Below are 22,500 nucleotides of genomic sequence, written 5' to 3' on the forward strand. Positions count from 1 at the left end.
ACGAGGGTCATGAACGTAATAAAGAAAAAGGAGGACAAGAAGATGAAAAAAGAATTATTACGCGAATTATTAGAAACAAAACAATACAAACAATTACATGCTTTGCTCATGAAAGAAAGCGAAGTCGATATAGCTTATCTTTTACAACAATTAGAATTAGAAGAATGTGCGATTGCCTTTCGTTTACTTTCTAAAAAACAGGCAGCACGTGTTTTTTCTAATATGGATATTCAAAGACAAAAACAACTTGTAGAACTTTTTAGCGAAACAGAGCTTATTGCCTTAGTTGAAAATCAATATATGGATGATCTTGTTGACTTAGTCGAAGATTTACCAGCAAATCTTGTAACACGTATTTTAAATCATGCAAGTGCCAGTCAACGACAAACGATCAATCAACTTTTAAGCTATCCAAGTGAAAGTGCAGGAGCCTTAATGACAACTGAATTTCTTTCTTTGGAAAAAGAAATGACAATATTAGAAGCATTAAATTTTATAAAAGAAAAAGGAAATCATTCTAAAACAGTTTATACAAGTTATGTGTGTGATAATAAAAAACTTATTGGTGTTGTTTCCACAAAAGATCTTTTATTAAATGACGAAAAGACTAAAATTGAAGAAGTGATGAAAGAAAATTTCACCTATGTTTATACACATACGGATCAAGAAGAAGTTGCCCAAGTTTTTAGAAAATATGATTTGATGGTTTTACCAGTCGTTGATGATGAAAAAATGTTGGTAGGAATCGTTACGGGTGATGATGTGATGGATGTTATGGTTGATGAAACAAATGAAGATATTTCTAAAATGGCGGCTTTAGAACCCAATGATAAAAGTTATTTTCAAATGTCTGTTTTTGAACATGCAAAACACCGTATTGTTTGGCTTCTTGTTTTAATGTTCTCAGCAACACTTACAGGAAGCATTATTACAAAATATGAAAATGCTTTTCAAACGGTCCCTTTACTTGTTTCATTTATTCCAATGTTAATGGATACAGGAGGGAATTGTGGGTCACAAAGCTCAACTTTGATTATTCGAGGAATTGCCTTAGATGAAATACGCTTTAAAGAAATTTTTAAAGTGATGTTTAAAGAATTTCGTATTGCTTTATTAGTAGGAAGTATTTTAGCACTGGCAAATGGAATAAGAATTTTCTTGATGTATCAAGATGTAAATATTGCTTTTGTCGTTGCGTTATCTTTAATTGTGACAGTTATTCTTTCTAAATTAATTGGTTGTATTTTGCCACTTTTAGCGAATCGTGTTGGTTTAGATCCAGCAATTATGGCTTCACCATTAATTACAACAATTGTGGATACCTGTTCCATTCTTGTTTACTTTAATGTTGCAATGCATATTTTTAATTTGTAAAGAAAAAGTGTGTTACAATAAAACCCGAGGTGAGATAAATGAAAATAAACTCAGTAGCAATTTTAGGGGCAGGAGCAGTAGGCTCTTATATGATTTGGGGCTTAAGTTCTAAAAAAGATCTTCGTTTAGGTGTTATCGGAGAAGGTAAAAGGGCAAAGCGTTTAAAGCAAGGTTGTTTCATTAATGATCAAATGTATTATCCTGAAGTATGGACATCCCAAGAAGCACATAATGTCGATTTATTGATTGTTTCTTTAAAATATGGTGCTTTAAAACCAGCGCTTGATTCTATTAAAACAATTGTTGGTAAAAATACGACAGTTATGTCATTGATGAATGGGGTAGACAGTGAAGAAATCATTGGTGAAGTTGTTGGAAATGAACATGTTTTGCCTGCTTTGATTAAAGTGGCTTCACGTAAAGAAAATGGCTATCGTTTTGATTCTGAAACCACAATTGGAATTGTTTTTGGAGAAAAACAAGCTCCTTTTCAAAGTGAACGTGTTCAAACGATTGAAAACTTATTTGAAAATACCGGTTTACACTATCGTACAAGTGAATTTATTCAAGAGGAAATTTGGAGTAAGTTTCGTTTAAATGTTTGTAATAATTTACCACAAGCTATTTTAGGAGTAGGTGTAGGATGTTATCAAGATAGTAAACATATGAAATTCATTCAAGAAGGTTTACGACAAGAACTAGAAGCGATTGCTTGTGCAAAGGGAATTGATTTAAGTAAAGTGGCTTCTTCAACTCGGGGAAGTGCTGTTCCAGCGTGGGCACATTATTCAACTTTACAAGACTTAGATGCGAAGCGTCCGACAGAAATAGATATGTTTTCAGGAACTTTGATTAAAATGGGAAAAGATTTGGGTATACCAACACCTTATAATAAATATACATATCATCTCATTAAAGCATTAGAAGAAAAAAATGAAGGTTTATTTGACTATGACCAAAATGATTCAAGAGAAACCTGTGCTAAATAGAAGAAAGTAATGAAAAATTTACTTTCTTTTTTTATAAAGATTAATGCTTCCTTAAGAGAAGGTTATAGTTTGATAAAAAAATGATTTTTTTCTTTAAAAGTTGATACATTATGATAAAATGAACAAGGTGGAGGTGGTAAAAATGATAGTAGACCCGTTATCCGGTGGAAATAATGATAATAGTGAGGATCATTTACCACCGTCGGTAAAGTTCCTCTTTAAATAAGAGAGGGGAAAATACATGATAAAACAAATGACACCTGAAGAATTAAAAAATTTGATTCTTCATGGCAATAAAGAAATTATCAAAGAAGTTTTAGAAAATATTCATCCCGCTGATATTTTGGATATCTTACATGAGGATGAAGATTCATCAAAAGAAATCTTAGAACATTTACCAAATGAAGTTATTGGGGATATCTTAGATGAAGAAGATGATGAAGAACTTATACTTGAATGGTTAAATTTGTTTTCAAAATATAAACAAAAACAAATTTTAGATGAAGTAAGTCATGACGTTATTACCGATATTATTGGTTCGTTAGAAGATGAAGACGAAAAGAATGCTTTTTTAGAATTATTAGAAGATGATGATAAAGAAGATGTCAAACAGTTATTAAAATATAACCCAGAAACTGCTGGGGGGATTATGACAACTGAATATCTTGATATTCATGCAAAAAATACCGTTAAAGAAACCTTACTTTTCTTGCAAACAACAGACGAAGAACCAAGACATTATCTCTATGTTGTTGATAAAGATAATATCTTAAAAGGGGTTGTCTCTTTAGGAGATATCGTAACAAGTTCTTTTGATACACCAATGATGGATATTACCAATCAAAATGTAAAGGCTGTTTATTACTATCAAGATCAAGAAGAAGTTGCTAAGGTTTTTAGTAAGTATGGTTATATTTTAATGCCTGTTATTGATGAACAACATCATTTGCTTGGCGTTATTGATATCGATGATGTTATGGATGTCATTGAAGAAGAAACAACAGAAGATATGAACTTGTTAGGAGGGGTTGGTTCAGAAGAACGTTTAGATTCAACTCTTACAGAATCATTTAAAAACCGTATTCCTTGGTTGATTGTTAATCTTTTTACCGCAATCATGGCTTCTAGTGTTGTTAGCGTATTTGAAGGAACTATTGCTAAAGTAGTTGCACTTGCAACCATTAGTCCAATTATTACGGGAATGGGTGGTAATGCAGGAACACAAACTCTGACAATTGTTGTTCGAGGATTATCACTTGGTGAATTAGATAAAGAAAATGCACGAAAAGTTTTATTAAAGGAAATAGGACTTGGAATTTTAAATGGTGTTATTATTGGTGCACTTGTATCACTAGGAGCATGGTTCTTTGCTGGAAATCCATGGTTTGGTGTTGTAGCTGGACTTGCGATGATTTGTAATATGGTTATAGCGACATTGGCAGGGTATTTTGTTCCAGTAATTTTAGATCGTTTACATGTAGATCCTGCACTTGCAAGTGGTGTGTTTGTAACAACATTTACAGATATGTTTGGTTTTTTTGCATTTTTAGGATTGGCAACAATTTTAATGACACATTTAATTTAGAGGTAACCGAGAGGTTATCTTTTTTATTGGACTAAACGTCCATTGAAGAAAGAAAAGAAGAAAGATAAAATAATGGTAGAAAAGGAACAAATATTTTATAAAAATCAAGTCGTTTTGGTTAGGAAACTCGCAAATTTGACACAAACTTGAGACAAAATGAAAGAAGAACCATGATACAATTTACTTGTAACAGATCTAGATAAGTTACCTCAAAAAAAAGAAAGTAGGTAATGAATTTGATAACAGTAAATAACTTAACACCTGATAGTGCTTGTCGTACCTTCTTCAGTAATGACATTCATTTTGCATCTTTTTCTAATGCTGTTTTATTTGATGGAAAACAACTCATTCATCCTGAAAGACTTGTCCGGTTTGAAAATGATACCTCATTTATTATCAATGATACAAAAAGTGTAGAAGATAAAAAAAGAAGAAGGGATATTGTCGTCAAAACCGATGTCAATGGGATCTATTGTCTTTTTGGCATCGAACATCAAAGTACGATTGATGTAGAAATGGTGATTCGCTGTGGAATCTATGAAATGTTGGAATATTTAAAACAGTTAAAAAACAAAAGACTCATTCCACAGTTTATGGTTGTTTTCTATACAGGATCAAGGAAATGGGAAGGACCTTTAAAATTAAGTGATTATTTAGAAATACCCAAAGAATTAAAACCTTATTTTAATGATTGGAAAATCTATTTGGTAGATGTTAAAGACATCGATACGAGTAAAATCAAAGATGCTCAAACCCGTTATTTTATCGAAGCGATACAGAACATGTATAAGGGGAACTATGATAAGTTGCATCGAAGAGTAAAGATGAATAGAAATAACTTTATTTATGCAGCAATTATTACAGGAAGTTTAGATTTAATCAAAGACTTACCAGAAGGAGATGAAATCGATATGTGTGAAGGAATGGAAAGAATGGCAGAAGGATTTAGAAGTGAAGGAAAACTAGAAGAAAAGAGAAATACGCTATTATCTTTATTGAATGTTAAATTAGGAAATGTATCTAGAGAAACGGAAAGTACAATAAGAAGTTGTACAATAGAAAAGCTTAATAAACTTACTTTATCCATTTTTGATATTCAAAATGAAAATGATATTTTAAGTATTATTCATTAAAATAAAAAAGATTTCAATTTACGATGTTTATGTCGTATTTGAAATCTTTTTATTTTTATTCTATAAATAAAAAAACAACCAAATGGTTGTTAATTTATTAAATGGCGTCCACGAAGGGATTCGAACCCCTGACCGCACGCTTAGAAGGCGTGTGCTCTATCCAGCTGAGCTACGTAGACATTACTTACTTTCAACTGCTCATTTATATTAGCATAACTATTCAAAGATTGCAATAATAAAATGCTTTTTTTATATTTTTTTATAAAAAACAGAAATAAGTATTTGGAATAAAATAAAAAACAACCAAATGGTTGTTGTTTATTAAATGGCGTCCACGAAGGGATTCGAACCCCTGACCGCACGCTTAGAAGGCGTGTGCTCTATCCAGCTGAGCTACGTAGACATTACTTATTTTCAACTGCCTAATTAGAATAGCATAGATAATTTATAAATGCAATATTTTTTTTATAAAAAAATCACTTTTTTAATAAAAAAGCATTGATGTATAAAACACCAATGTTTATGCTTGATAAGCATTTAAATCTTTAAATTCAACATCTAATTTTTTACCGTCAACATGAATAACACAATAACTTCTTGAACTTCCACCACGAGGAAGGGTTGTCGATCCTGGGTTTATGAAAGTGTATCTGTCTATTTTTTCATAAGTAGGGACATGAGTGTGCCCCGAAAGTAAGACATCACAGTTAGCTTCTTGTAATGTGTAGATCATTTTAGATTCTCGGTCAAAGTAACCAAAACGATGTCCATGACAGACATAAAAATTCAAATCTTCTACTTTAAATTGGATATGTTCAGGGAAATCACTATACCAGTCATTATTTCCTTTTACACAAAGCCAATCTTGCATATCATAAGTTTCTGCCTCACTATCACCACAATGAACATAACAATCACCATCAGGCTCTAATTCTCTTACAAGATCGATCATTGCATGATAACCATGACTATCTGACATTACGACAATTTTTTTCATTTCTCATCACCGATAACTATTATAACAAAAAAATGAGAATCTGCACTATATTTGTATGATATTATCAATAGTAGAACTTACATTTTTATCTTCTTCTATGAGTTCATTGTCTATAAATATCTTTACATTGCTGACATTTGAAATAGATAAAAAGGATTTTTCAAGTCTTTGATATAAAATGGGATTAATGCTTTCGTCGTTTTCTAAAATACGTGAAGAGAGATAAATAGAAAGAATACCATCATTTAGTTGAGATTTTTTTGTAGTTTCAATTTTAGTAGAATTATCAAAATGATCTAATAAAAGAGATACTTTTTGATCAATCGATTGATTTGCGCTTTGAATACGGGTACTTGTTGGAATATAATATGTTTTTCCTGAAATCTTTTTTTCATTATAAACAAGAACAGAGGATGTTTGATAAAGATCAAAAGAAGAGGTTTCAAAATTATTTATACCTAATTTAGCAGTCATACAACTTAATGGAATTGTTGTGTTTTTAAAGTTTGAAACAGCTTTCCCATTGATTTTCATATTAATTTTAGTAATGCCATTCTTACAAAATAAATAACTTAAGGCTTCACAAATATCGAGAGCTTGTTGATCGTTTTTTATAGGAAAATGATTTGTGAAATCAAATGTCAATTGATCAGGTTCAATAATGAGAGCATTTAATTCGAGTTTTTTATTAAAAAGAGGATAGAGACCTATTTCTTTGTAATCTGTCGATTTCATTGTTTCAATAATTCCTCGATAATTGTTTTCGATCTCATCTTTGACACCGATATCAACAGAAACAGGAATCAAAGTCTCATCTTGATCTTTAAAAATAACGGTCTGTATATTTGTTGCTTTTGCCTCTTTTTTTACATCATCATTTTTAAAATAAACAAAGGTTGCAAAAATACATAAAAAAAACATAGAAATATTTCTTAAATACTTTTTAAACATGTGATCACCTCAATACCTAAAGTATGAAATATGATAGAAAATAGTCTTAAAATTTGCCTTTTTTGAAGATTTATTTTATATTATAATAGCGAAAAAATGAAGGAGGGATAGATGTGCCACTTACTGATGATGATTTTGTGAAGAATGGAAAACTAGAGGGTTATAGTGAAATGATTCAAAAATTACATGATGAAGAACAAACACAACCCGAAATCACATACGATTTACAATTAGATGATGAGGATGAGGAAGAATGATAGAAGATTTAATTGAAACAGGTCAATATAAAGAAGCTTTACGTTATTTAAATGATTTAGAAGATGAAAAAGTACGTTATCAAAGACTTGTTTGTCTTTATGGTATGCAAGAATTACAACAAGCTAAAAAAGAAGGTTTGAAAGCAAAAGCTCTTGCAGAAGAAACGTATTATGATGTGGTTGCTATTTATGTTTCTATTTTAAAAGACCTTGAAGAATTTGAAGAAGCAATCAATATAATTGTAGAAGAATTATCAATGCCTTATATACCTTATCAATATGAAACGGTTTATAATGCAGCATACGATGAACTACTACTTGCTAAACAAGAAGCTTCTTTAGAAGGAACAAGTCAAAAAATCTTTAATGAAGAAGAAATTGAAAATATTTTAACCAAAGAAGATACCAATGAAGATTTACTTTATATGGCTATTGAACAAATGGAAGGGATGAATATTCGTCGTATGATTGTTCCTATTCGTCAATTTATTAGAAATAATGATAAACCAGACTTTGCGAAAAGTTTATTAATTGAATTGATGATTGATCAAGAAATTGATGAAGATATGGAAGTTATCAAAAAAGGAATTTCTTATGAAGTTAATCCTAGCTATGCACCTATGGTTTTAAATCAAGAAGCAAGTTATGAAATCTATAAATTATTAATGGAAGCTTTAGAAGATGACAATCCTTCATTACTTGCTATGTGTGAACAATTCTTGAATTTCTATCTTTATTCAATCTATCCAAAATATATTGATGAACAAGATTATCGCAGTATTGCTGGAGCAATTCATTATCATTTAGCGTCATTACAATATATAGATATTGAATTAGAAGATATTGAATATCTTTATAATTGTGATCAAGAAGAAGTAAAAGATGTATCAGAAACAATACAATCAATCGAATATTAAAATTTATGAATATAGTTGAATTTAAAAAAAGGTTAGTATATAATGTCTTTTGATACGGAATAAGGAGAAATAATATAATGAGAACAACTACAAAAAAATTAGAAAATGCTGTTACTCAAATTAAAGTAACATTTGATAAAAAAGAATGGGCAGAAGCTCAAGATGCAGCTTTAAAAAGATTAGCTACAAGAGTTAAATTAGATGGTTTTAGACCAGGTAAAGCTCCAGTTGCTATGATTAAAGCAAGACTTGGAAAACAAGCTATTTATGATGAAGCTACAGATCAAATCTTACAAAAAAGATATGCTGATATCATGAAAAAAGCAGAAGTTGCTCCAATTGCTCAACCAACATTAAATATTGATAGCGTTGATAATGACAATTTAAAAATCACAATCTTATGTCCTGTTAAACCTGAAGTTGAATTAGGTGAGTACAAAGGATTAGAAGTTAAAAAAGGTAGAGTAACTGTTGCTAAAAAAGATATCGAAGCACAAGTTGAAAATTATCGTCATCAATTTGCTGAATTAACTACTAAAGAAAACGGTGAAGTTGCTAAAGGTGATACAGTAGTTATGGACTTTGAAGGATTCATCGATGGTGAAGCTTTCGAAGGTGGAAAAGCTGAAAACCATTCATTAGAAATCGGTTCTGGACAATTCATTCCAGGTTTTGAAGATCAAATGATCGGTATGACTTGTGAAAATGAAAAAGATGTTGTTGTAACATTCCCAGAAGATTATCAAGCTACTGAATTAGCTGGGAAAGAAGCTACATTCAAAGTAACTGTTCATGAAATTAAAGAAAAAACATTACCAGAAGCTGATGATGAATTAGCTAAAGATGTTAACATTGATGGTGTTGAAACTTTAGATCAATTAAAAGATCATATTAAGACTCAATTAAAATCACAAAAAGAAACTGAAGTTGAAAATAAATTCTTCTCAGATTTAACAAGTGCTTTAATTGAATGCTGTAAAGTAGAAGACAGTGAAGCTTTATTAAATTCTGAATTAGATACAATGTTAAGAGAAGTTGAAATGAACTTACAACAACAAGGTTTATCATTTGAATTATATGAACAATTCACTGGTAAAAACAAAGATGCAATCAAAGCTGATTTAACTGATCAAGCAAAAGATAGAGTTAAATTAAACTTAATCTTAGCTGCAATCGTTGAAGCAGAAAATATCGAAGTAACTGATGAAGAACGTAATAGCGAATTAGAAACAATCGCAAATACATATAATAGAGACTTAGAAGAAATCAAACAAATCTTCGCTCAAAATATGTACCAAATCGATGCTGATATCTTAAATAGAAAAGCGTTAGACGTTGTTAAAGAAAACTTAAAGAAATAGTTTAAAAGACGCGTAAGCGTCTTTTTAAAAAAGGAGGATTATTATGAGTGAAAGTACATTATTAACCCTTCCTGTTGTGTGTACAAGAGGAATGATTGTCTTTCCGGGTAACCGTTTATCATTAGATGTAGGGCGCCCTCTTAGTTTAAAAGCACTTGAACTTTCAAGTCGTGACTTTGATAACAATATCCTATTTGTTTCACAAATCAATCCTATTGTTGATGATCCAAAATATGATGATGTTTATCATGTTGGAACTTTATGTAAAATTGAAAAGAAAATCCGTCGCGATAGTGCAGGAACAATCAAATTAACTGTTACTGGAGAAAAAAGAGTTTATCTTCAAGATTTCAAAATTGAAGAGGGTTCTATTTTTTCAACAGCTGAAGTTTTAGAAGATATTTATGGGGATTCCAATGAAGAAGTTGCTTTGGTAAGAAAAACAACAGCTTACTTTGAACAAGCAAGACGTCATATGCCTCATATTCCAGCTGAAAGTTTAACTTTACTTTCAAATGGAACGTCAGCAAGCTTACTTGCTGATACAATTGGTCAATATTTACCAATTGATTTAGATAGAAAACAAAAAATTCTTGAAGAAAGAGATATCAATAAAAGACTTTTCTTAGTTGCAAGTTCAATTGAATCTGAAAAAATGATCAATCAATTAGAAGATACAATTAATCGTAAAGTCAAAGAAAGTATTGATGAAAATCAAAAAGAATACTATTTAAGAGAAAAATTAAGAGCAATTAAAGATGAACTTGGTGATACAGTAGATAAAGGAGACGATGCTGAACAAATTCGTAAAGAATTAGCAAAAAATCCTTATCCACAATATATCAAAGATAAAGTTGAAGAAGAATTACGTCGTTTTGAAGCGATGCCACCAGCATCTTCAGAAGCAAACGTAGTAAGAACTTATATTGATTGGGTGATGAAAACACCTTGGTATCAAGAAACAAAAGATCAAGAAGATATCTCTAAAATTGAGGCTATTTTAGAAGAAGATCATTTTGGTTTAGAAAAAGTAAAAGAAAGAATTGTGGAACATTTGGCAGTTAAACAGATGACACAATCTTTAAAAGCACCAATTATCTGTTTAGCAGGTCCACCAGGTGTAGGGAAAACAAGTATTGCGAAAAGTATTGCACGAGCTTTAGATCGTAAATTTGTTAAAGCCTCTTTAGGTGGAGTTAGAGATGAAGCAGAAGTTCGTGGACATCGCCGTACTTATTTAGGTTCAATGCCTGGACGTATCATTCAAGGAATGAAAAAAGCCGGTGTTGTTAATCCTGTCTTCTTATTAGATGAAATTGATAAGATGGCAAGTGATTATAAAGGGGATCCAACAAGTGCGATGCTAGAAGTTTTAGATCCTGAACAAAATTCTCAATTTTCTGATAACTATATTGAAGAGCCTTATGACTTATCTAAAGTCCTCTTCATTGCGACAGCTAATGATTTAGGTGGTATTCCAGGACCTTTAAGAGATCGTCTTGAAATTATTGAAGTATCAAGCTATACAGAACAAGAAAAATTAATGATTGTAAAAGAACACTTAATTAAAAAACAATTAGAAGCACATTCATTAAAACCTGAACAAATGATTCTTTCTGATGATATCATCATGGAAATCATTCAACACTATACACGTGAAGCCGGTGTTCGTGAACTTGAAAGATATATTGCTAAATTATGTCGTAAAACTGTTTTAGCTATCTTAAAAGATAAAGTTGATTCAGTGACTATTGATAAAGATAAATTGGTTGAATTCTTAGGAAAAGCACCGTTTGATCATACAAAGAAACTTCCTCGTCCACAAGTTGGGGTAGTTACAGGTATGGCTTATACACAATTTGGTGGAGATATTTTACCAATCGAAGTCAATCATTTTGATGGTACTGGTAAATTTATTATTACTGGTCAATTAGGCGATGTTATGAAAGAATCTGCATCAATTGCTTTAGATTATCTAAAAGCCAATAAAGAAAAATATGGTTTAGATGATAAAGCCTTTGATAAACAAGATATTCATATTCATGTTCCTGAAGGAGCTATCAAAAAAGATGGTCCATCAGCAGGTGTCACTCTTACAACTGCAATCTATTCAGCTTTTACAAATAAACCTGTAAGAGATGATGTTGCCATGACAGGAGAAATCACTTTACGTGGTAATGTCTTACCAATTGGTGGATTAAAAGAAAAATCAATTTCTGCACATCGTTCAGGAATTAGAAAAATCATTATTCCTAAGGAAAATGAAAAAGATATCGAAGATATCCCAGAATCAGTAAGAAGCGATTTAGAAATTGTTTTAGCGGATCATATTGATACAGTTTTAGAACATGCGATTGTTAAATAACGGAAATCTTGAATTTTCGTTATTTTTTTTGTACAATACAAAAGGTGATGAAAAATGGTAAAAATTAAAAAAGCAGAATATATTTTATCGGCTGCATGGAAAAGTCAATGGTCAAAAGAAAGTTTTCCAGAAATGTGTCTTGCTGGACGTTCAAATGTAGGAAAAAGTAGTTTTATTAATACAATGTTATCAAGAAATGGACTTGCCAAGGTTTCAAGTACCCCAGGTAAAACAAAAACACTTAATTTCTTTAATGTTAATGATGCGCTTTATTTTGTAGATGTTCCAGGTTATGGCTATGCCAAAGTTGCAAACAATGTGACAAAACAATTTGGTAAAACCATGGATGAATACATTAGTGAAAGACAAACTTTAAGAGGGTTTATTTTATTGGTAGATTATCGTCATAAACCTACAAAAGATGATGTAATGATGTATGAATTTGTAAAACATCATGGTGTCCCAGTCATTTTAGTGGCAACGAAAGAAGATAAATTAAAACGTAATGATTTAAAGAAAAATGAAAAGCTTATTAAAGATACTTTACATTTTGATCCGAGTGATACTTTTATTCGCTTTTCTAGTTTGAAGAAAAAAGGAATTCAAGAAGCTTGGAACGCTATTTATGAATTATGTGATATTGATTTTGAGTAGGGAAACCTACTTTTTTTTCATATCTTGTTTGTTTTTGCATATTCTTTGTTAGGAGGAAGAATATGCAAAAAATATTTTACGAAAAAGAAATTGATTTGTTTCACCGTTTAAAAGAATTAGTGAGTTTAACAGTTGATGAATCCATTGATTATAAAATGGAAGAACATGGGATTCGAGCTTTAGGAACACTAGCAATCAAGGGAGAATATTTGAGTGATGAAAAGAAAAACTTTTTAGAGAATGTAGAACTTGATATTTATGCAGATGAACAAAAGATCATTGATCCACAAGATTTTCATTTAAAAGTAGAAGATTTTCATTATGATATTCAAGATGGTAATCTTAAAATCAAGATAGAAGTTGGTGTTTATGGAGTCGAAGAAGGAGAAAATCGATACATTCGGGTAGATCCAGATCCGCTTGAAGAAATTGAAGCATTGACACGTGATCTTGATGAAAAAAAGAAAGAAATAAAACCACAAATAGAAAAGATGCAAGTAGAAGAAATGCCTGAAAAAAAGGTAGAAGAATTAAGTGAAAAAGTCTATGAAACCAAGGTTAAAAATGAAGTTGAAGATGATCAAGAAGATATAGGGGCTTATTATCTTTATGTTGTTTGTGCAAATGATACGTATGAAAATATCGCTAAAGCATATAACATGGATGAAAAAGTGATTCGTGATTATAATAATAATTTGAGTCTAGATGTAGGGCAAATATTGATTATTCCTTATGATTCAAAAACTGATACAAACAAAGTATGATTTAGAAGTTATTGGACTCATTCAATTGAGTCCAAAGGTTTATAAGGTAAAAACAAAGCAAGGCTTTTATTGTGTAAAAATTATACAAGATAAAAAACTTGAAAATGCCTATCAACATATTCAAACACTACATCTGCATCATTTTATTTCAATCATTAAAAATAAAGAGGATCATTATTTTACCCCTTATCATGACAAGTTCATTTATTTAATGCCTTATTTAGTGTATAAAAATGCAATTCAAAAAGAACTTAAAATTAAAATGTATTATCAAATAATTGCGTATTTACACAAAAAATCTTTTTTTATTCAAAGTGAAGATGTGTCTTTTTTTGAAAGACAAAAAGAAGATCTTTTAAGCCTTATTCAAATAAGAAAAGACGAATTTGAAAGAATGATGAAAGAATTTGAGTTTAAAAAATATAAAGCACCATCGGGGTGGATGCTTGTTTTAAATTATTATCGAATTATTGAGTTTTTAAATCAATCTCGGTATTATTTGAGTCGTTATTTTGAAAGTGTTAAAGAGAAGAAAGAAATAAGACTTTCTTTAATTTATCATCATTTTGATTTGAATCATATTTTTATAGATCAACAAAAACTGATTTCGATTGATCAAATGAAAATTAATTACTGTATCTATGATCTTGTTGAACTTTTTCAAAATCAAAAGGATCTTTATGAATGCGTTGCTTTATTTGACGGATATTTAGAAGAAATTGATTTGTATCAAGAAGAGAAATTATTACTTCTTTGTTTGTTGTCTATCGTTCCCCATGTATCTTTAAATGAGGATGAAAATAATAATATTCAAGAAATGGCAAAGCTGATTTGTTATATGGATGGCATTGTAAAAATATTTAAAAAGATAGAGATTGACGAGGTATAAGCAATTTGTTAGAATAGTAATGCAATGATTTGGAGGAGTAGTTCTTCTTTGTTTGATAGAGAGTCCCGTTTGCTGGAAAGGGATAAATGAAAAGAGTGAAGGTAGCCAAGGAGCATGTTAGATGAAATAAAGTAGTTTAACACGTAGAACTGCGTTAAAGTTTTGAGGTGCTAAGTGTTTACTTAGAACTAAGGTGGTATCGCGATTAAGTCGTCCTTAGAAGGAGGACTTTTTTATTTTAAGGAGGAAAAAGATGAATTATTTTACAGAGTATTGGTATGTATGGATTGCATTTGTTATTATGTGTATCTTCTTGTTTAGCTTTTATGGAAAAAAATATAAACAAGTAAAAGAAAGAAGAAAACAATATGAAGAAAAGTTAGCTCAAGAAAGAGATGAGTTTTCACATCTTACAAGTGAAGTGTTTGATAAAATTGAACCAATCGATCTTACAAGAGCTGTTATTTTTCATATTAATGCGAAAGAAGATCGTCTTTTTAAAGATGATAACTATGATGGAAATATTATTCCTTATTTAACACATGAAGAATTATTAATTTATACAATGTACCAATTAGAATGTTCTTTAGAAGGGGGAAGAGGTTCAATTCATTCGTTTTTTATAACAGAACCTTATTGTAATTATCGCCCTTATTATAAAGAAGCGTTTGAAACAATGAAATGTTATGATATTGCTCATTTATTAGAAGAAGCTGAAAAGTTAGCCATTTTAATTGAAAATGATCAAGAAGATGAAATCGATGAAACAAGTGAGTATGCAACTTATAATTTCTCTGATTTTACAAATGAATTTGTTTCTTTATTACGTTCTTCGGGAATTGGTGATAAATTAGGAGAATACATTAAAGAACATAAAGAAAGTTTTATTGAAAAGGATGATGAAAATGAAGAAAGAATTAGCGAGTAAGTATGATCATAAAAGTGTTGAAAAAGGTAAATATCAACATTGGTTAGAAAAAGAATATTTTAAAGCGGGAGATGTTTCTAAAAAGCCTTATGCAATTGTTATTCCACCACCTAACGTAACTGGTAAACTTCATTTAGGACATGCTTGGGATACAACTTTACAAGATATGATTATTCGTTATAAAAGAATGCAAGGTTATGATGCTTTATGGCTTCCAGGTATGGATCATGCTGGAATTGCCACACAAGCAAAAGTTGAAGCAAGAATGAGAGAAGAAGGAATTTCTCGTTATGATTTAGGAAGAGAAGGTTTCTTAGAAAAAGCATGGTCTTGGAAAGAAGAATATGCTTCGATTATTCGTGCTCAATGGGAAAAGTTAGGGTTATCTTTAGATTACTCAAAAGAAAGATTTACTTTAGATGAAGGATTATCTCAAGCTGTTAAAGAAGTTTTCGTTCGTTTATATGAAAAAGGATATATTTATCAAGGTAAAAGAATTATTAACTGGGATCCTGTACAAAGAACAGCTTTAAGTAACATAGAAGTTATTCATAAAGAAATTGAAGGGGCAATGTATTATTTTAAATATAAAATTGTTGATAGTGATCGAGAATTAGTCATTGCAACAACACGTCCTGAAACAATGTTTGCCGATCAAGCCATCTTTGTTCACCCTGATGATGAAAGATATAAAGATCTTGTTGGTAAATATGCAATCAACCCAGCAAATGGTGATAAATTACCAATTATGGCTGATAGCTATATTGATATGGATTTTGGAACTGCGGTAATGAAATGTACACCTGCACATGATCCAAATGACTTTGCTTTAGCTAAAAAATATAACTTAGATATGCCTATTTGTATGAACGATGATGGGACAATGAATGAACTTTGTCATAAATACCAAGGAATGGATCGTTTTGAATGTCGTAAACAATTAGTGGCTGATTTTGAAGCAGCTGGTATTGTTGATCATATTGAAAAACATTTACATCAAGTAGGACATTCAGAAAGATCAGGAGCTATTGTTGAACCTTATTTATCAAAACAATGGTTTGTTAAAATGAAACCATTGGCTGAAGCTGCTTTAGCTAATCAAAAGAAAGATTCTAAAGTAAACTTTGTGCCGGAAAGATTTGAAAAAACATTTACACAATGGATGGAAAATATCGAAGATTGGTGTATTTCTCGTCAATTATGGTGGGGACATCAAGTACCAGCTTGGTATCATAAAGAAACAGGTGAAGTTTATGTTGGAAAAACAGCACCAGAAGATATCGAAAACTGGACACAAGATGAAGATGTCTTAGATACTTGGTTCTCTAGTGCCTTATGGCCATTTTCAACATTAGGTTGGCCTAATACAGAAGATCCTCTATTTAAAAGATACTTCCCAACAAATACTTTAGTTACAGGATATGATATTATTTTCTTCTGGGTAAGTCGTATGATTTTCCAATCATTAGAATTTACAGGTCAAAGACCATTTGAACATGTTTTGATTCATGGCTTAATTCGTGATGAACAAGGAAGAAAAATGTCTAAGTCTTTAGGTAATGGGGTCGACCCAATGGATGTTATTGATCAATATGGTGCCGATACATTAAGATTCTTCTTAACTACAAACTCAGCACCTGGTATGGATTTAAGATATATTCCTGAAAAACTAGAAGCTTCATGGAATTTCATTAATAAAATTTGGAACTCAGCAAGATTTGTTTTAATGAATATTGATGAAGATTTGGAATATAAAGATTTGAAATTTGATCATTTAAATTTATGTGATAAATGGATCTTAAATCGTTTAAATAATGTTATTGAAGAAGTAGATGCCAACATGGATAAATTTGAATTTGTTAATGTTGGTAGCGAATTATATAAATTTATCTGGGATGATTTCTGTTCATGGTATATCGAACTTACAAAAGTTCATTTAAATAGTGATGATGTAGTAGAAAAACAAGCAAGCTTACATACTCTTGTTTATGTTTTAAATGCCATTGTTAGAATGCTTCATCCATTTATGCCATTTGTTACAGAAGAAATCTATCAAGCTATTCCTCATTTAGAAGAATCAATTTGTATTTCTAAATATCCAACAGTAAATCCTGATTTCAATGATGAAAACATTAATAAACAATTTACTTATTTAATGGATATTGTTAAAGGTGTTCGTGAAATTCGTGCAAACTACACAATTAAAAATGCTATTGAAGTTGAGTATTCCATTGAAACAAAAGATGAAGGTTTACAAGAATTATTAGATCAATGTGTGCCATATTTAAAGAAATTATGTAATGCAACTTGTGTTGGTTATAATCAAGAAACTTCAAAAGATGTTGCAACAGCAATGATTCAAGGTGGTAATACTTTAATTGTTGAACTTGGAGCCTATGTTGATAAGGAAGCAGAAAAACAAAAATTACAAGTTGAACTTCAAAAACTTGAAGGTGAGATTAAACGTTGTACAAATATGTTAAGTAATGAAAAATTTGTATCAAAAGCACCTCAAGCAAAAGTAGATAGTGAACGTCAAAAATTAGAAGATTATACTTCTAAATACAACGCTGTTAAGGAAAAATTAGAAACAATGTAAAATCAAGTTTGAAAAAACTTGATTTTTTTAAATTTTTAAAAGAAAAAACTTAAAAAAAGGCGAATATAGTAGTGAGGAAGTTAGTGGAATGTCTTTTCCTTAGAAAGGAAGGAAGAATATGAATGAATTACAATTGAATAATCAAATGGATATTGTAGGAGGAGCTGTGGGTACATGGATCGTATGTATTGTTGTAGGGGCTGCAGTTTATAAAATGCTCTATTCTAAAAGTGGACGTATTTCAATTCCAAGACTTATTTCTATTGAATGGAGATAAGTGATATGAAGGTACGATAAGTACCTTCATATTCTATTATTTACTTCATAAACTAAAAAGAGGTGAGTTTATGAAGAAAAAAGGACTTCTTATTTTTACTTTTTTTATGTTGATTTTAAATACAGTATGTTTTCTTTATGTTGATTATGCCATGCAACAAGATATGAGTATTTATGTTTTACAGGTAGGTCGTTATAAAGAAAAAGAAAATGCCAATCAAATTATAAATCAATTGAAAGAATTGGAGATGACAAGCTATTTTTATCAAGATCAAGAGTATGTCATTATTCAAGATATTTATTTAGAAGAAAGACAGGCCAATCAACAAGCAAAAGAGCTTTCACAAAAAGGAATTACATGTGTCGTTAAAGAATATTTGATTGATGAAAGCTATCAAGAAGAGATTCAAAAGAAAAACTATAAAAGAATTTATCCTCTTTTAAAACAGGTTGACACAAAGTAAGACATTTGGTATGATGCCTGCAGGAGGTGAACACTTTGAACTTCAAAGTAAAAGAGATGTGTCAACTTGCTCTTGCGGCATGTTTATTGGCATTATTTTCACAAATAAAAATTGATTTACCAGGGTATGTGCCACTTACCTTACAGACTTTTATGGTTTATGTGATTGCTCTTACTTTTAAACCAAACAATGCTTTTACGGCTTGCTTTGTTTATTTATGTATGGGGGCTATTGGACTACCTGTTTTTGCCGGCTTTCACGGTGGAATTTCTTCACTTGTAAGTTATACAGGTGGGTATCTTTTTGCCTTTCCTATCATGGCTTATGTGATTTCTTGTAGTAAGCATATAAATCGTTATGGGGCTTGTTTTTTAGGTACATTTGTTTGTTATGCTATTGGAACAGGTTATTTTATGCTTGTCAGTCAAATGGCTTTAATGCCTTCTTTAATGATGTGTGTGATTCCATTTTTACCAGGGGATTTTGTTAAAATTATTTTGGCTAAAAAGGTAGCAGAAAAAATAAAAATAAGAACAGAAAATTATGCTTAATTGTCCTGTTGAAGAAAGACCAAGAGAAAAAGCAATTTATTATGGAATTGAAACGTTATCGAATCAAGAACTTGTTGCTGTTATTTTAAGAACAGGAAATAAGGAAATGTCAGTTTTAAATTTAGCCCAATTTTTATTAGATGAAATTGGAGGATTTCAAGAATTAAAAGATATTGATTATCAAAGATTAATTCAAATTAAGGGAATTAAACAAGCCAAAGCCATTGAACTTATGGCGTGTATTGAACTTGCCAAAAGAATGCAAAGTAAGCAATCAATAAAAAATAGAATTAGACAACCTAAAGATGCTTATGCTTATATAAAAAATAAATTGATGTTTGAAAAACAAGAAAAAGTGGTTTTACTTTGTTTAAATAATCATTTAGAAATCGTTCAAGATAAACTTTTATTTATTGGCAGTGGAGATGTTTCTCTTCTTGAAACGAAAGAAGTTTTTCAATATACGCTTCGATCAGGTTGTAATCGTATTATTTTAATCCATAATCATCCTAGTGGCAACCCAAAGCCATCTCATGAAGACCAAGAAATAACAAGAAAGATTGAAATGATGGCAAAACATTTGGATATTGAATTTATTGATCACATTATTATAGGAGACCATTGTTACTATAGTTTCAAGTCAAATCAAATCTATCAAAGTAAAGAAGATTGATTTTTTCATTTTAATTCTCTATAATGAATGATACTAGAGGTGATTATATGAACAATCGTAGAAAAAGAAGAAATAAAAAAATCATGATTGGAGTTATAGTAGGCGTTATTTTCCTATCGGTAATAGGTTTTTTTGTAGGAAGAAAGCAATCTCGTTTAGAAAAGACCTTAAGTAATTCGATTTCTATGATTGAATATTATATAGTAAAAAAACCATTATCATTCATTGGTGATATTTTTAATGAATATAATGATTTAAAAGATGTTTATGATGAAAATAAAAAATTGAAAACAAAGTTAGATTCTTATGCAAATGTTGAAGCAGAAAATGAAATTCTAACAACAGAAATTGATAAATTAAAAAAGATAACAGAAATTGATTATTTGCCAAGCGATTATCAAACAAAGGTAGCGACTGTTCAAATACGTGATCAAACCAATTGGAATGATGAAATTACAATTGATTTAGGAAGTATGAATGATATTCAAGAAGGAATGGCTGTTTGTGATTCGAAAGGGATGGTTGGCGTTGTTTCAAAAGTAACAGAAATCAGTTCAACTGTATCTCTTATTACAAGTGAAAATCCTTCAAATCAAATCCCTGTGATGGTTGTTAATGGAGATCAAGTTGTTTATGGCCTTCTTGAAAATTATAGTGTCAATAGTCAAAAACTCAATATAACTTTGCTTTCTAATATTGATAAACTCGAAAAAGGAGCGAAGGTTTATACATCAGGTTTGGGTGGAGATGGAAAAAGTCCAAAAGGGATTTATATTGGTAAAGCAAAAAAATTAGTAACACAAACAGATGGAACGACAACAACTCTTATGGTAACACCAGCTGCCAATATGGAAGATTTATCGTATGTTTCAGTAATTAAGAAGGTCAATAATGATGGACAATAAATTTATTCGATATTTAGTTGTTATGTTCTTTGCATTTGTTGTAGATAGTTTACTTTGTTATTATTTACCATCGTCTCTTTTAAAAATTAATTTGACGATTGTTCCTTATGGAGCAGTAGCTATGTTTGTTTTATTGAATAATTCGATTGATAATGATCACCGTACGATTTTTGCTGTTATTTGTGGATTTTATTATAGTGTTATTTATGGAAATTCACTTTTTATCTATGTTGTTTTATATCTTTTATATGCCTTGTTTGGTAAATATTATATGAAAAAAGCAACATTTACGTATTTTCAAGCCTTTGTCATCGTTCTTTTGACAATTTTTGTACAAGAGTGTGTGTTATATTCTTTAATGTGGATATCAAATACAACACAATTACTCGTAACAACATTCTTAATTAAAAGATTACTACCAACATTACTATACAATGCGGTTATGTTTAATGGTGTGTATTATATCCATCACAAAATTAAGCTTGAAGGTGATATTGATGTATATTTTAGTTAAAAATCTTAATAGTCGTTTGATTTTTGTAATGAATGATGAAGTACAATTTAATATTCTTTTAGATGAACTTAAAAGCCTTTTGAAACAATCTTTTTTTAAAAAAGAAGATTATTATCCAAAGGCTTTTTTTGATTTTCAATGTCGAATTTTAAAAGAAGATGAAATACTTGCTTTTTTTAAAGTTTTGGTAGAATGTCAAAGTTTATTGTTTGGTGGTTTTGTAGAAAAGAAAACACAAAAAGAACAAGAAATTAGGATGATTGAAGGATCGATTCATGGTGGAGAAGTGATTGAAATCAATGAAGATACTTTAATTACAGGAAAAATCAATCCAGGAGCAATTATTCAATTAAATGCCAAACTTTATGTTATGCAAGGTGTCTATGGAATTATAGAAAGTAATAACAGTCAAGCAAGTATCTCAAGTCAAGTTTTTAAAGATGCGACCTTACGTTTTTTTAAAAAAACAATACATCATTTTACAACTTTCGAAATGTCGCTTGTATATTATAAAGATGACGCAATTGTCATAGAAAAGGGGGATTACATACATGTCTAGAATAATTACAGTGACATCAGGTAAAGGAGGTGTGGGTAAAAGCAGTGTAAGTGTCAATCTTGCGATGGCTTTAGCACACCAAAATTTAAAAGTATGTTTGATTGATGGTGATTTTGGCTTGAAAAATTTAGATGTGATGATGGGTTTAGAAAATCGAGTGGTTTATGATTTAAATGATGTCATTGCTGGAAAATGCGAAATACATCAAGTTTTAGTTAAAGATAAAAGAGAATCCACACTTTATCTTTTACCTGCATGTAAAACTTTATCTTTTCAAAATTTAGATGCAAAAATTATGGCATCCTTGATTGATTATTTAAAGAATGATTTTGATTTTATTATTGTGGATTCTCCTGCGGGAATTGAACAAGGATTTACGTATGCTTCAAGTATTGCAGATGAAGCCATTATTGTAGTAAATTTAGATTTAGCAACATTAAGAGATAATGATCGAGTTATTGGTTTGTTGCTAAAGAAAGGTATTCATGATTTAAAGTTGATTGTCAATCGTGTTAATATTGAAGATATTGAAGATGGACGTTCGCTTTCTATTGATGATGCTTTAGATATTTTATCATTACCTTTGCTAGGAATTGTTTATGATGATCATGAAATGATTGAAGCAAATAATCGAGGAAGACCAGTTTATTTATTAAAAGGACATTTATTACATGAATGTTTTGATAATATTGCTCATCGTTTATTAGGGCATAAACGGGCTTTTGCAAAATGTAAAAGAAGAGGCTTGTTAAGTCGTATCTTTTTAGGATAATTTCATAGGATGTACTAGGTGAT

General features: G+C 30.3%; 23 protein-coding genes, 2 tRNA genes and 1 other annotated feature. Of the genes, 21 read left to right on the plus strand and 4 right to left on the minus strand.

Annotation, left to right across the window (positions count from 1 at the left end):
• The first annotated feature begins 42 nt into the window (after window positions 1–42).
• From mgtE (C7U55_RS01240) to C7U55_RS01255, 4 genes are all read left to right on the plus strand, one after another.
• Window positions 43–1,374 carry a magnesium transporter gene (gene mgtE, locus C7U55_RS01240; RefSeq protein ID WP_106986994.1) on the plus strand — a complete coding sequence of 444 codons (1,332 nt, stop codon included), beginning with the start codon at window positions 43–45 and terminating at the stop codon, window positions 1,372–1,374.
• 38 nt (window positions 1,375–1,412) lie between these two features.
• On the plus strand, window positions 1,413–2,363 hold the full coding sequence (locus C7U55_RS01245; protein ID WP_106986995.1) for a ketopantoate reductase family protein: 951 nt from the start codon (window positions 1,413–1,415) through the stop codon (window positions 2,361–2,363).
• A 241-nt stretch (window positions 2,364–2,604) separates the two neighbouring features.
• On the plus strand, window positions 2,605–3,948 hold the full coding sequence (gene mgtE, locus C7U55_RS01250; RefSeq protein WP_106986996.1) for a magnesium transporter: 1,344 nt from the start codon (window positions 2,605–2,607) through the stop codon (window positions 3,946–3,948).
• 236 nt (window positions 3,949–4,184) lie between these two features.
• On the plus strand, window positions 4,185–5,081 hold the full coding sequence (locus C7U55_RS01255; RefSeq protein WP_162297386.1) for an Rpn family recombination-promoting nuclease/putative transposase: 897 nt from the start codon (window positions 4,185–4,187) through the stop codon (window positions 5,079–5,081).
• 102 nt (window positions 5,082–5,183) lie between these two features.
• Here C7U55_RS01255 and C7U55_RS01260 read toward each other — a convergent pair.
• The 4 genes from C7U55_RS01260 to C7U55_RS01275 all read right to left on the minus strand — a co-directional run bounded on the left by C7U55_RS01260 (window position 5,184) and on the right by C7U55_RS01275 (window position 7,029).
• Window positions 5,184–5,260: transfer RNA gene (locus C7U55_RS01260), tRNA-Arg, on the minus strand.
• Between the two features lie 147 nt (window positions 5,261–5,407).
• Window positions 5,408–5,484: transfer RNA gene (locus tag C7U55_RS01265), tRNA-Arg, on the minus strand.
• 117 nt (window positions 5,485–5,601) lie between these two features.
• Window positions 5,602–6,078 (minus strand): metallophosphoesterase family protein, encoded by a 477-nt coding sequence (locus C7U55_RS01270; RefSeq protein ID WP_106986998.1) that lies wholly within the window; start codon window positions 6,076–6,078, stop codon window positions 5,602–5,604.
• Between the two features lie 45 nt (window positions 6,079–6,123).
• Entirely contained in the window at window positions 6,124–7,029 is a 906-nt protein-coding gene (locus tag C7U55_RS01275; RefSeq protein WP_106986999.1) for a hypothetical protein, read from the minus strand.
• 113 nt (window positions 7,030–7,142) lie between these two features.
• Between C7U55_RS01275 and C7U55_RS13635 the strand changes: the two genes are divergently transcribed.
• From C7U55_RS13635 to minD, 17 genes are all read left to right on the plus strand, one after another.
• Window positions 7,143–7,286, plus strand: a complete 144-nt coding sequence (locus tag C7U55_RS13635) for a hypothetical protein (protein WP_158556406.1) — start codon at window positions 7,143–7,145, stop codon at window positions 7,284–7,286.
• The gene (locus C7U55_RS01280) at window positions 7,283–8,203 is read left to right on the plus strand and encodes a hypothetical protein (RefSeq protein WP_106987000.1); all 921 of its coding nucleotides are present in this window, start codon (window positions 7,283–7,285) and stop codon (window positions 8,201–8,203) included. Before C7U55_RS13635 ends, C7U55_RS01280 begins: the two co-directional genes overlap by 4 nt.
• 77 nt (window positions 8,204–8,280) lie before the next feature.
• Window positions 8,281–9,564, plus strand: coding sequence for a trigger factor (tig, locus tag C7U55_RS01285; RefSeq protein WP_048923242.1), 1,284 nt, complete (start codon window positions 8,281–8,283; stop codon window positions 9,562–9,564).
• Window positions 9,565–9,607: 43 nt separating this feature from the next.
• Window positions 9,608–11,929, plus strand: coding sequence for an endopeptidase La (gene lon / locus C7U55_RS01290; protein ID WP_106987001.1), 2,322 nt, complete (start codon window positions 9,608–9,610; stop codon window positions 11,927–11,929).
• Between the two features lie 54 nt (window positions 11,930–11,983).
• The gene (gene yihA / locus C7U55_RS01295) at window positions 11,984–12,583 is read left to right on the plus strand and encodes a ribosome biogenesis GTP-binding protein YihA/YsxC (RefSeq protein WP_106987002.1); all 600 of its coding nucleotides are present in this window, start codon (window positions 11,984–11,986) and stop codon (window positions 12,581–12,583) included.
• 62 nt (window positions 12,584–12,645) lie between these two features.
• Window positions 12,646–13,347, plus strand: coding sequence for a LysM peptidoglycan-binding domain-containing protein (locus tag C7U55_RS01300; protein WP_106987003.1), 702 nt, complete (start codon window positions 12,646–12,648; stop codon window positions 13,345–13,347).
• Window positions 13,316–14,236: a hypothetical protein gene (locus C7U55_RS01305; RefSeq protein WP_106987004.1), complete on the plus strand. Its 921-nt coding sequence runs from the start codon at window positions 13,316–13,318 to the stop codon at window positions 14,234–14,236. Before C7U55_RS01300 ends, C7U55_RS01305 begins: the two co-directional genes overlap by 32 nt.
• A gap of 15 nt (window positions 14,237–14,251) precedes the next feature.
• Window positions 14,252–14,457: a binding site (T-box leader), on the plus strand.
• A gap of 32 nt (window positions 14,458–14,489) precedes the next feature.
• Window positions 14,490–15,164 carry a DMP19 family protein gene (locus C7U55_RS01310; RefSeq protein ID WP_106987005.1) on the plus strand — a complete coding sequence of 225 codons (675 nt, stop codon included), beginning with the start codon at window positions 14,490–14,492 and terminating at the stop codon, window positions 15,162–15,164.
• Window positions 15,142–17,763: a valine--tRNA ligase gene (locus C7U55_RS01315; RefSeq protein WP_106987006.1), complete on the plus strand. Its 2,622-nt coding sequence runs from the start codon at window positions 15,142–15,144 to the stop codon at window positions 17,761–17,763. The genes C7U55_RS01310 and C7U55_RS01315 overlap by 23 nt, the downstream gene beginning before the upstream one ends.
• A gap of 118 nt (window positions 17,764–17,881) precedes the next feature.
• Complete coding sequence (locus tag C7U55_RS13700; RefSeq protein WP_164488708.1) at window positions 17,882–18,040, plus strand: hypothetical protein; 159 nt, start codon at window positions 17,882–17,884, stop codon at window positions 18,038–18,040.
• 70 nt (window positions 18,041–18,110) lie between these two features.
• A complete protein-coding gene (locus C7U55_RS01320; protein ID WP_106987007.1) occupies window positions 18,111–18,503 on the plus strand; it encodes an SPOR domain-containing protein in 393 nt (130 codons plus the stop codon).
• 35 nt (window positions 18,504–18,538) lie between these two features.
• On the plus strand, window positions 18,539–19,054 hold the full coding sequence (locus tag C7U55_RS01325) for a biotin transporter BioY (protein ID WP_106987008.1): 516 nt from the start codon (window positions 18,539–18,541) through the stop codon (window positions 19,052–19,054).
• On the plus strand, window positions 19,047–19,727 hold the full coding sequence (radC, locus tag C7U55_RS01330) for a RadC family protein (protein ID WP_106987009.1): 681 nt from the start codon (window positions 19,047–19,049) through the stop codon (window positions 19,725–19,727). Before C7U55_RS01325 ends, radC begins: the two co-directional genes overlap by 8 nt.
• A 47-nt stretch (window positions 19,728–19,774) precedes the next feature.
• Complete coding sequence (mreC, locus tag C7U55_RS01335) at window positions 19,775–20,632, plus strand: rod shape-determining protein MreC (RefSeq protein ID WP_106987010.1); 858 nt, start codon at window positions 19,775–19,777, stop codon at window positions 20,630–20,632.
• Window positions 20,622–21,146, plus strand: a complete 525-nt coding sequence (locus C7U55_RS01340) for a hypothetical protein (RefSeq protein ID WP_227212885.1) — start codon at window positions 20,622–20,624, stop codon at window positions 21,144–21,146. Before mreC ends, C7U55_RS01340 begins: the two co-directional genes overlap by 11 nt.
• Complete coding sequence (locus tag C7U55_RS01345) at window positions 21,130–21,705, plus strand: hypothetical protein (RefSeq protein ID WP_106987012.1); 576 nt, start codon at window positions 21,130–21,132, stop codon at window positions 21,703–21,705. Before C7U55_RS01340 ends, C7U55_RS01345 begins: the two co-directional genes overlap by 17 nt.
• Window positions 21,698–22,477 carry a septum site-determining protein MinD gene (gene minD / locus C7U55_RS01350; protein ID WP_048923226.1) on the plus strand — a complete coding sequence of 260 codons (780 nt, stop codon included), beginning with the start codon at window positions 21,698–21,700 and terminating at the stop codon, window positions 22,475–22,477. Before C7U55_RS01345 ends, minD begins: the two co-directional genes overlap by 8 nt.
• Window positions 22,478–22,500: the final 23 nt, after the last annotated feature.

The sequence above is a fragment of the Faecalibacillus faecis genome (assembly GCF_003024675.1).
In the GTDB taxonomy this organism is placed as follows: Bacteria; Bacillota_I; Bacilli_A; order Erysipelotrichales; family Coprobacillaceae; genus Faecalibacillus; species Faecalibacillus faecis.

Bases quoted from the DNA above. Each gene is read 5' to 3' on its own strand.
- mgtE (WP_106986994.1), top strand. From the start codon at position 43: ATGAAAAAAGAATTATTACGCGAATTATTAGAAACAAAACAATACAAA.
- C7U55_RS01245 (WP_106986995.1), top strand. From the start codon at position 1,413: ATGAAAATAAACTCAGTAGCAATTTTAGGGGCAGGAGCAGTAGGCTCT.
- mgtE (WP_106986996.1), top strand. From the start codon at position 2,605: ATGATAAAACAAATGACACCTGAAGAATTAAAAAATTTGATTCTTCAT.
- C7U55_RS01270 (WP_106986998.1), bottom strand. From the start codon at position 6,078: ATGAAAAAAATTGTCGTAATGTCAGATAGTCATGGTTATCATGCAATG.
- C7U55_RS01275 (WP_106986999.1), bottom strand. From the start codon at position 7,029: ATGTTTAAAAAGTATTTAAGAAATATTTCTATGTTTTTTTTATGTATT.
- C7U55_RS01280 (WP_106987000.1), top strand. From the start codon at position 7,283: ATGATAGAAGATTTAATTGAAACAGGTCAATATAAAGAAGCTTTACGT.
- tig (WP_048923242.1), top strand. From the start codon at position 8,281: ATGAGAACAACTACAAAAAAATTAGAAAATGCTGTTACTCAAATTAAA.
- lon (WP_106987001.1), top strand. From the start codon at position 9,608: ATGAGTGAAAGTACATTATTAACCCTTCCTGTTGTGTGTACAAGAGGA.
- yihA (WP_106987002.1), top strand. From the start codon at position 11,984: ATGGTAAAAATTAAAAAAGCAGAATATATTTTATCGGCTGCATGGAAA.
- C7U55_RS01300 (WP_106987003.1), top strand. From the start codon at position 12,646: ATGCAAAAAATATTTTACGAAAAAGAAATTGATTTGTTTCACCGTTTA.
- C7U55_RS01305 (WP_106987004.1), top strand. From the start codon at position 13,316: ATGATTCAAAAACTGATACAAACAAAGTATGATTTAGAAGTTATTGGA.
- C7U55_RS01310 (WP_106987005.1), top strand. From the start codon at position 14,490: ATGAATTATTTTACAGAGTATTGGTATGTATGGATTGCATTTGTTATT.
- C7U55_RS01315 (WP_106987006.1), top strand. From the start codon at position 15,142: ATGAAGAAAGAATTAGCGAGTAAGTATGATCATAAAAGTGTTGAAAAA.
- C7U55_RS13700 (WP_164488708.1), top strand. From the start codon at position 17,882: ATGAATGAATTACAATTGAATAATCAAATGGATATTGTAGGAGGAGCT.
- C7U55_RS01320 (WP_106987007.1), top strand. From the start codon at position 18,111: ATGAAGAAAAAAGGACTTCTTATTTTTACTTTTTTTATGTTGATTTTA.
- radC (WP_106987009.1), top strand. From the start codon at position 19,047: ATGCTTAATTGTCCTGTTGAAGAAAGACCAAGAGAAAAAGCAATTTAT.
- mreC (WP_106987010.1), top strand. From the start codon at position 19,775: ATGAACAATCGTAGAAAAAGAAGAAATAAAAAAATCATGATTGGAGTT.
- C7U55_RS01340 (WP_227212885.1), top strand. From the start codon at position 20,622: ATGGACAATAAATTTATTCGATATTTAGTTGTTATGTTCTTTGCATTT.
- C7U55_RS01345 (WP_106987012.1), top strand. From the start codon at position 21,130: ATGTATATTTTAGTTAAAAATCTTAATAGTCGTTTGATTTTTGTAATG.
- minD (WP_048923226.1), top strand. From the start codon at position 21,698: ATGTCTAGAATAATTACAGTGACATCAGGTAAAGGAGGTGTGGGTAAA.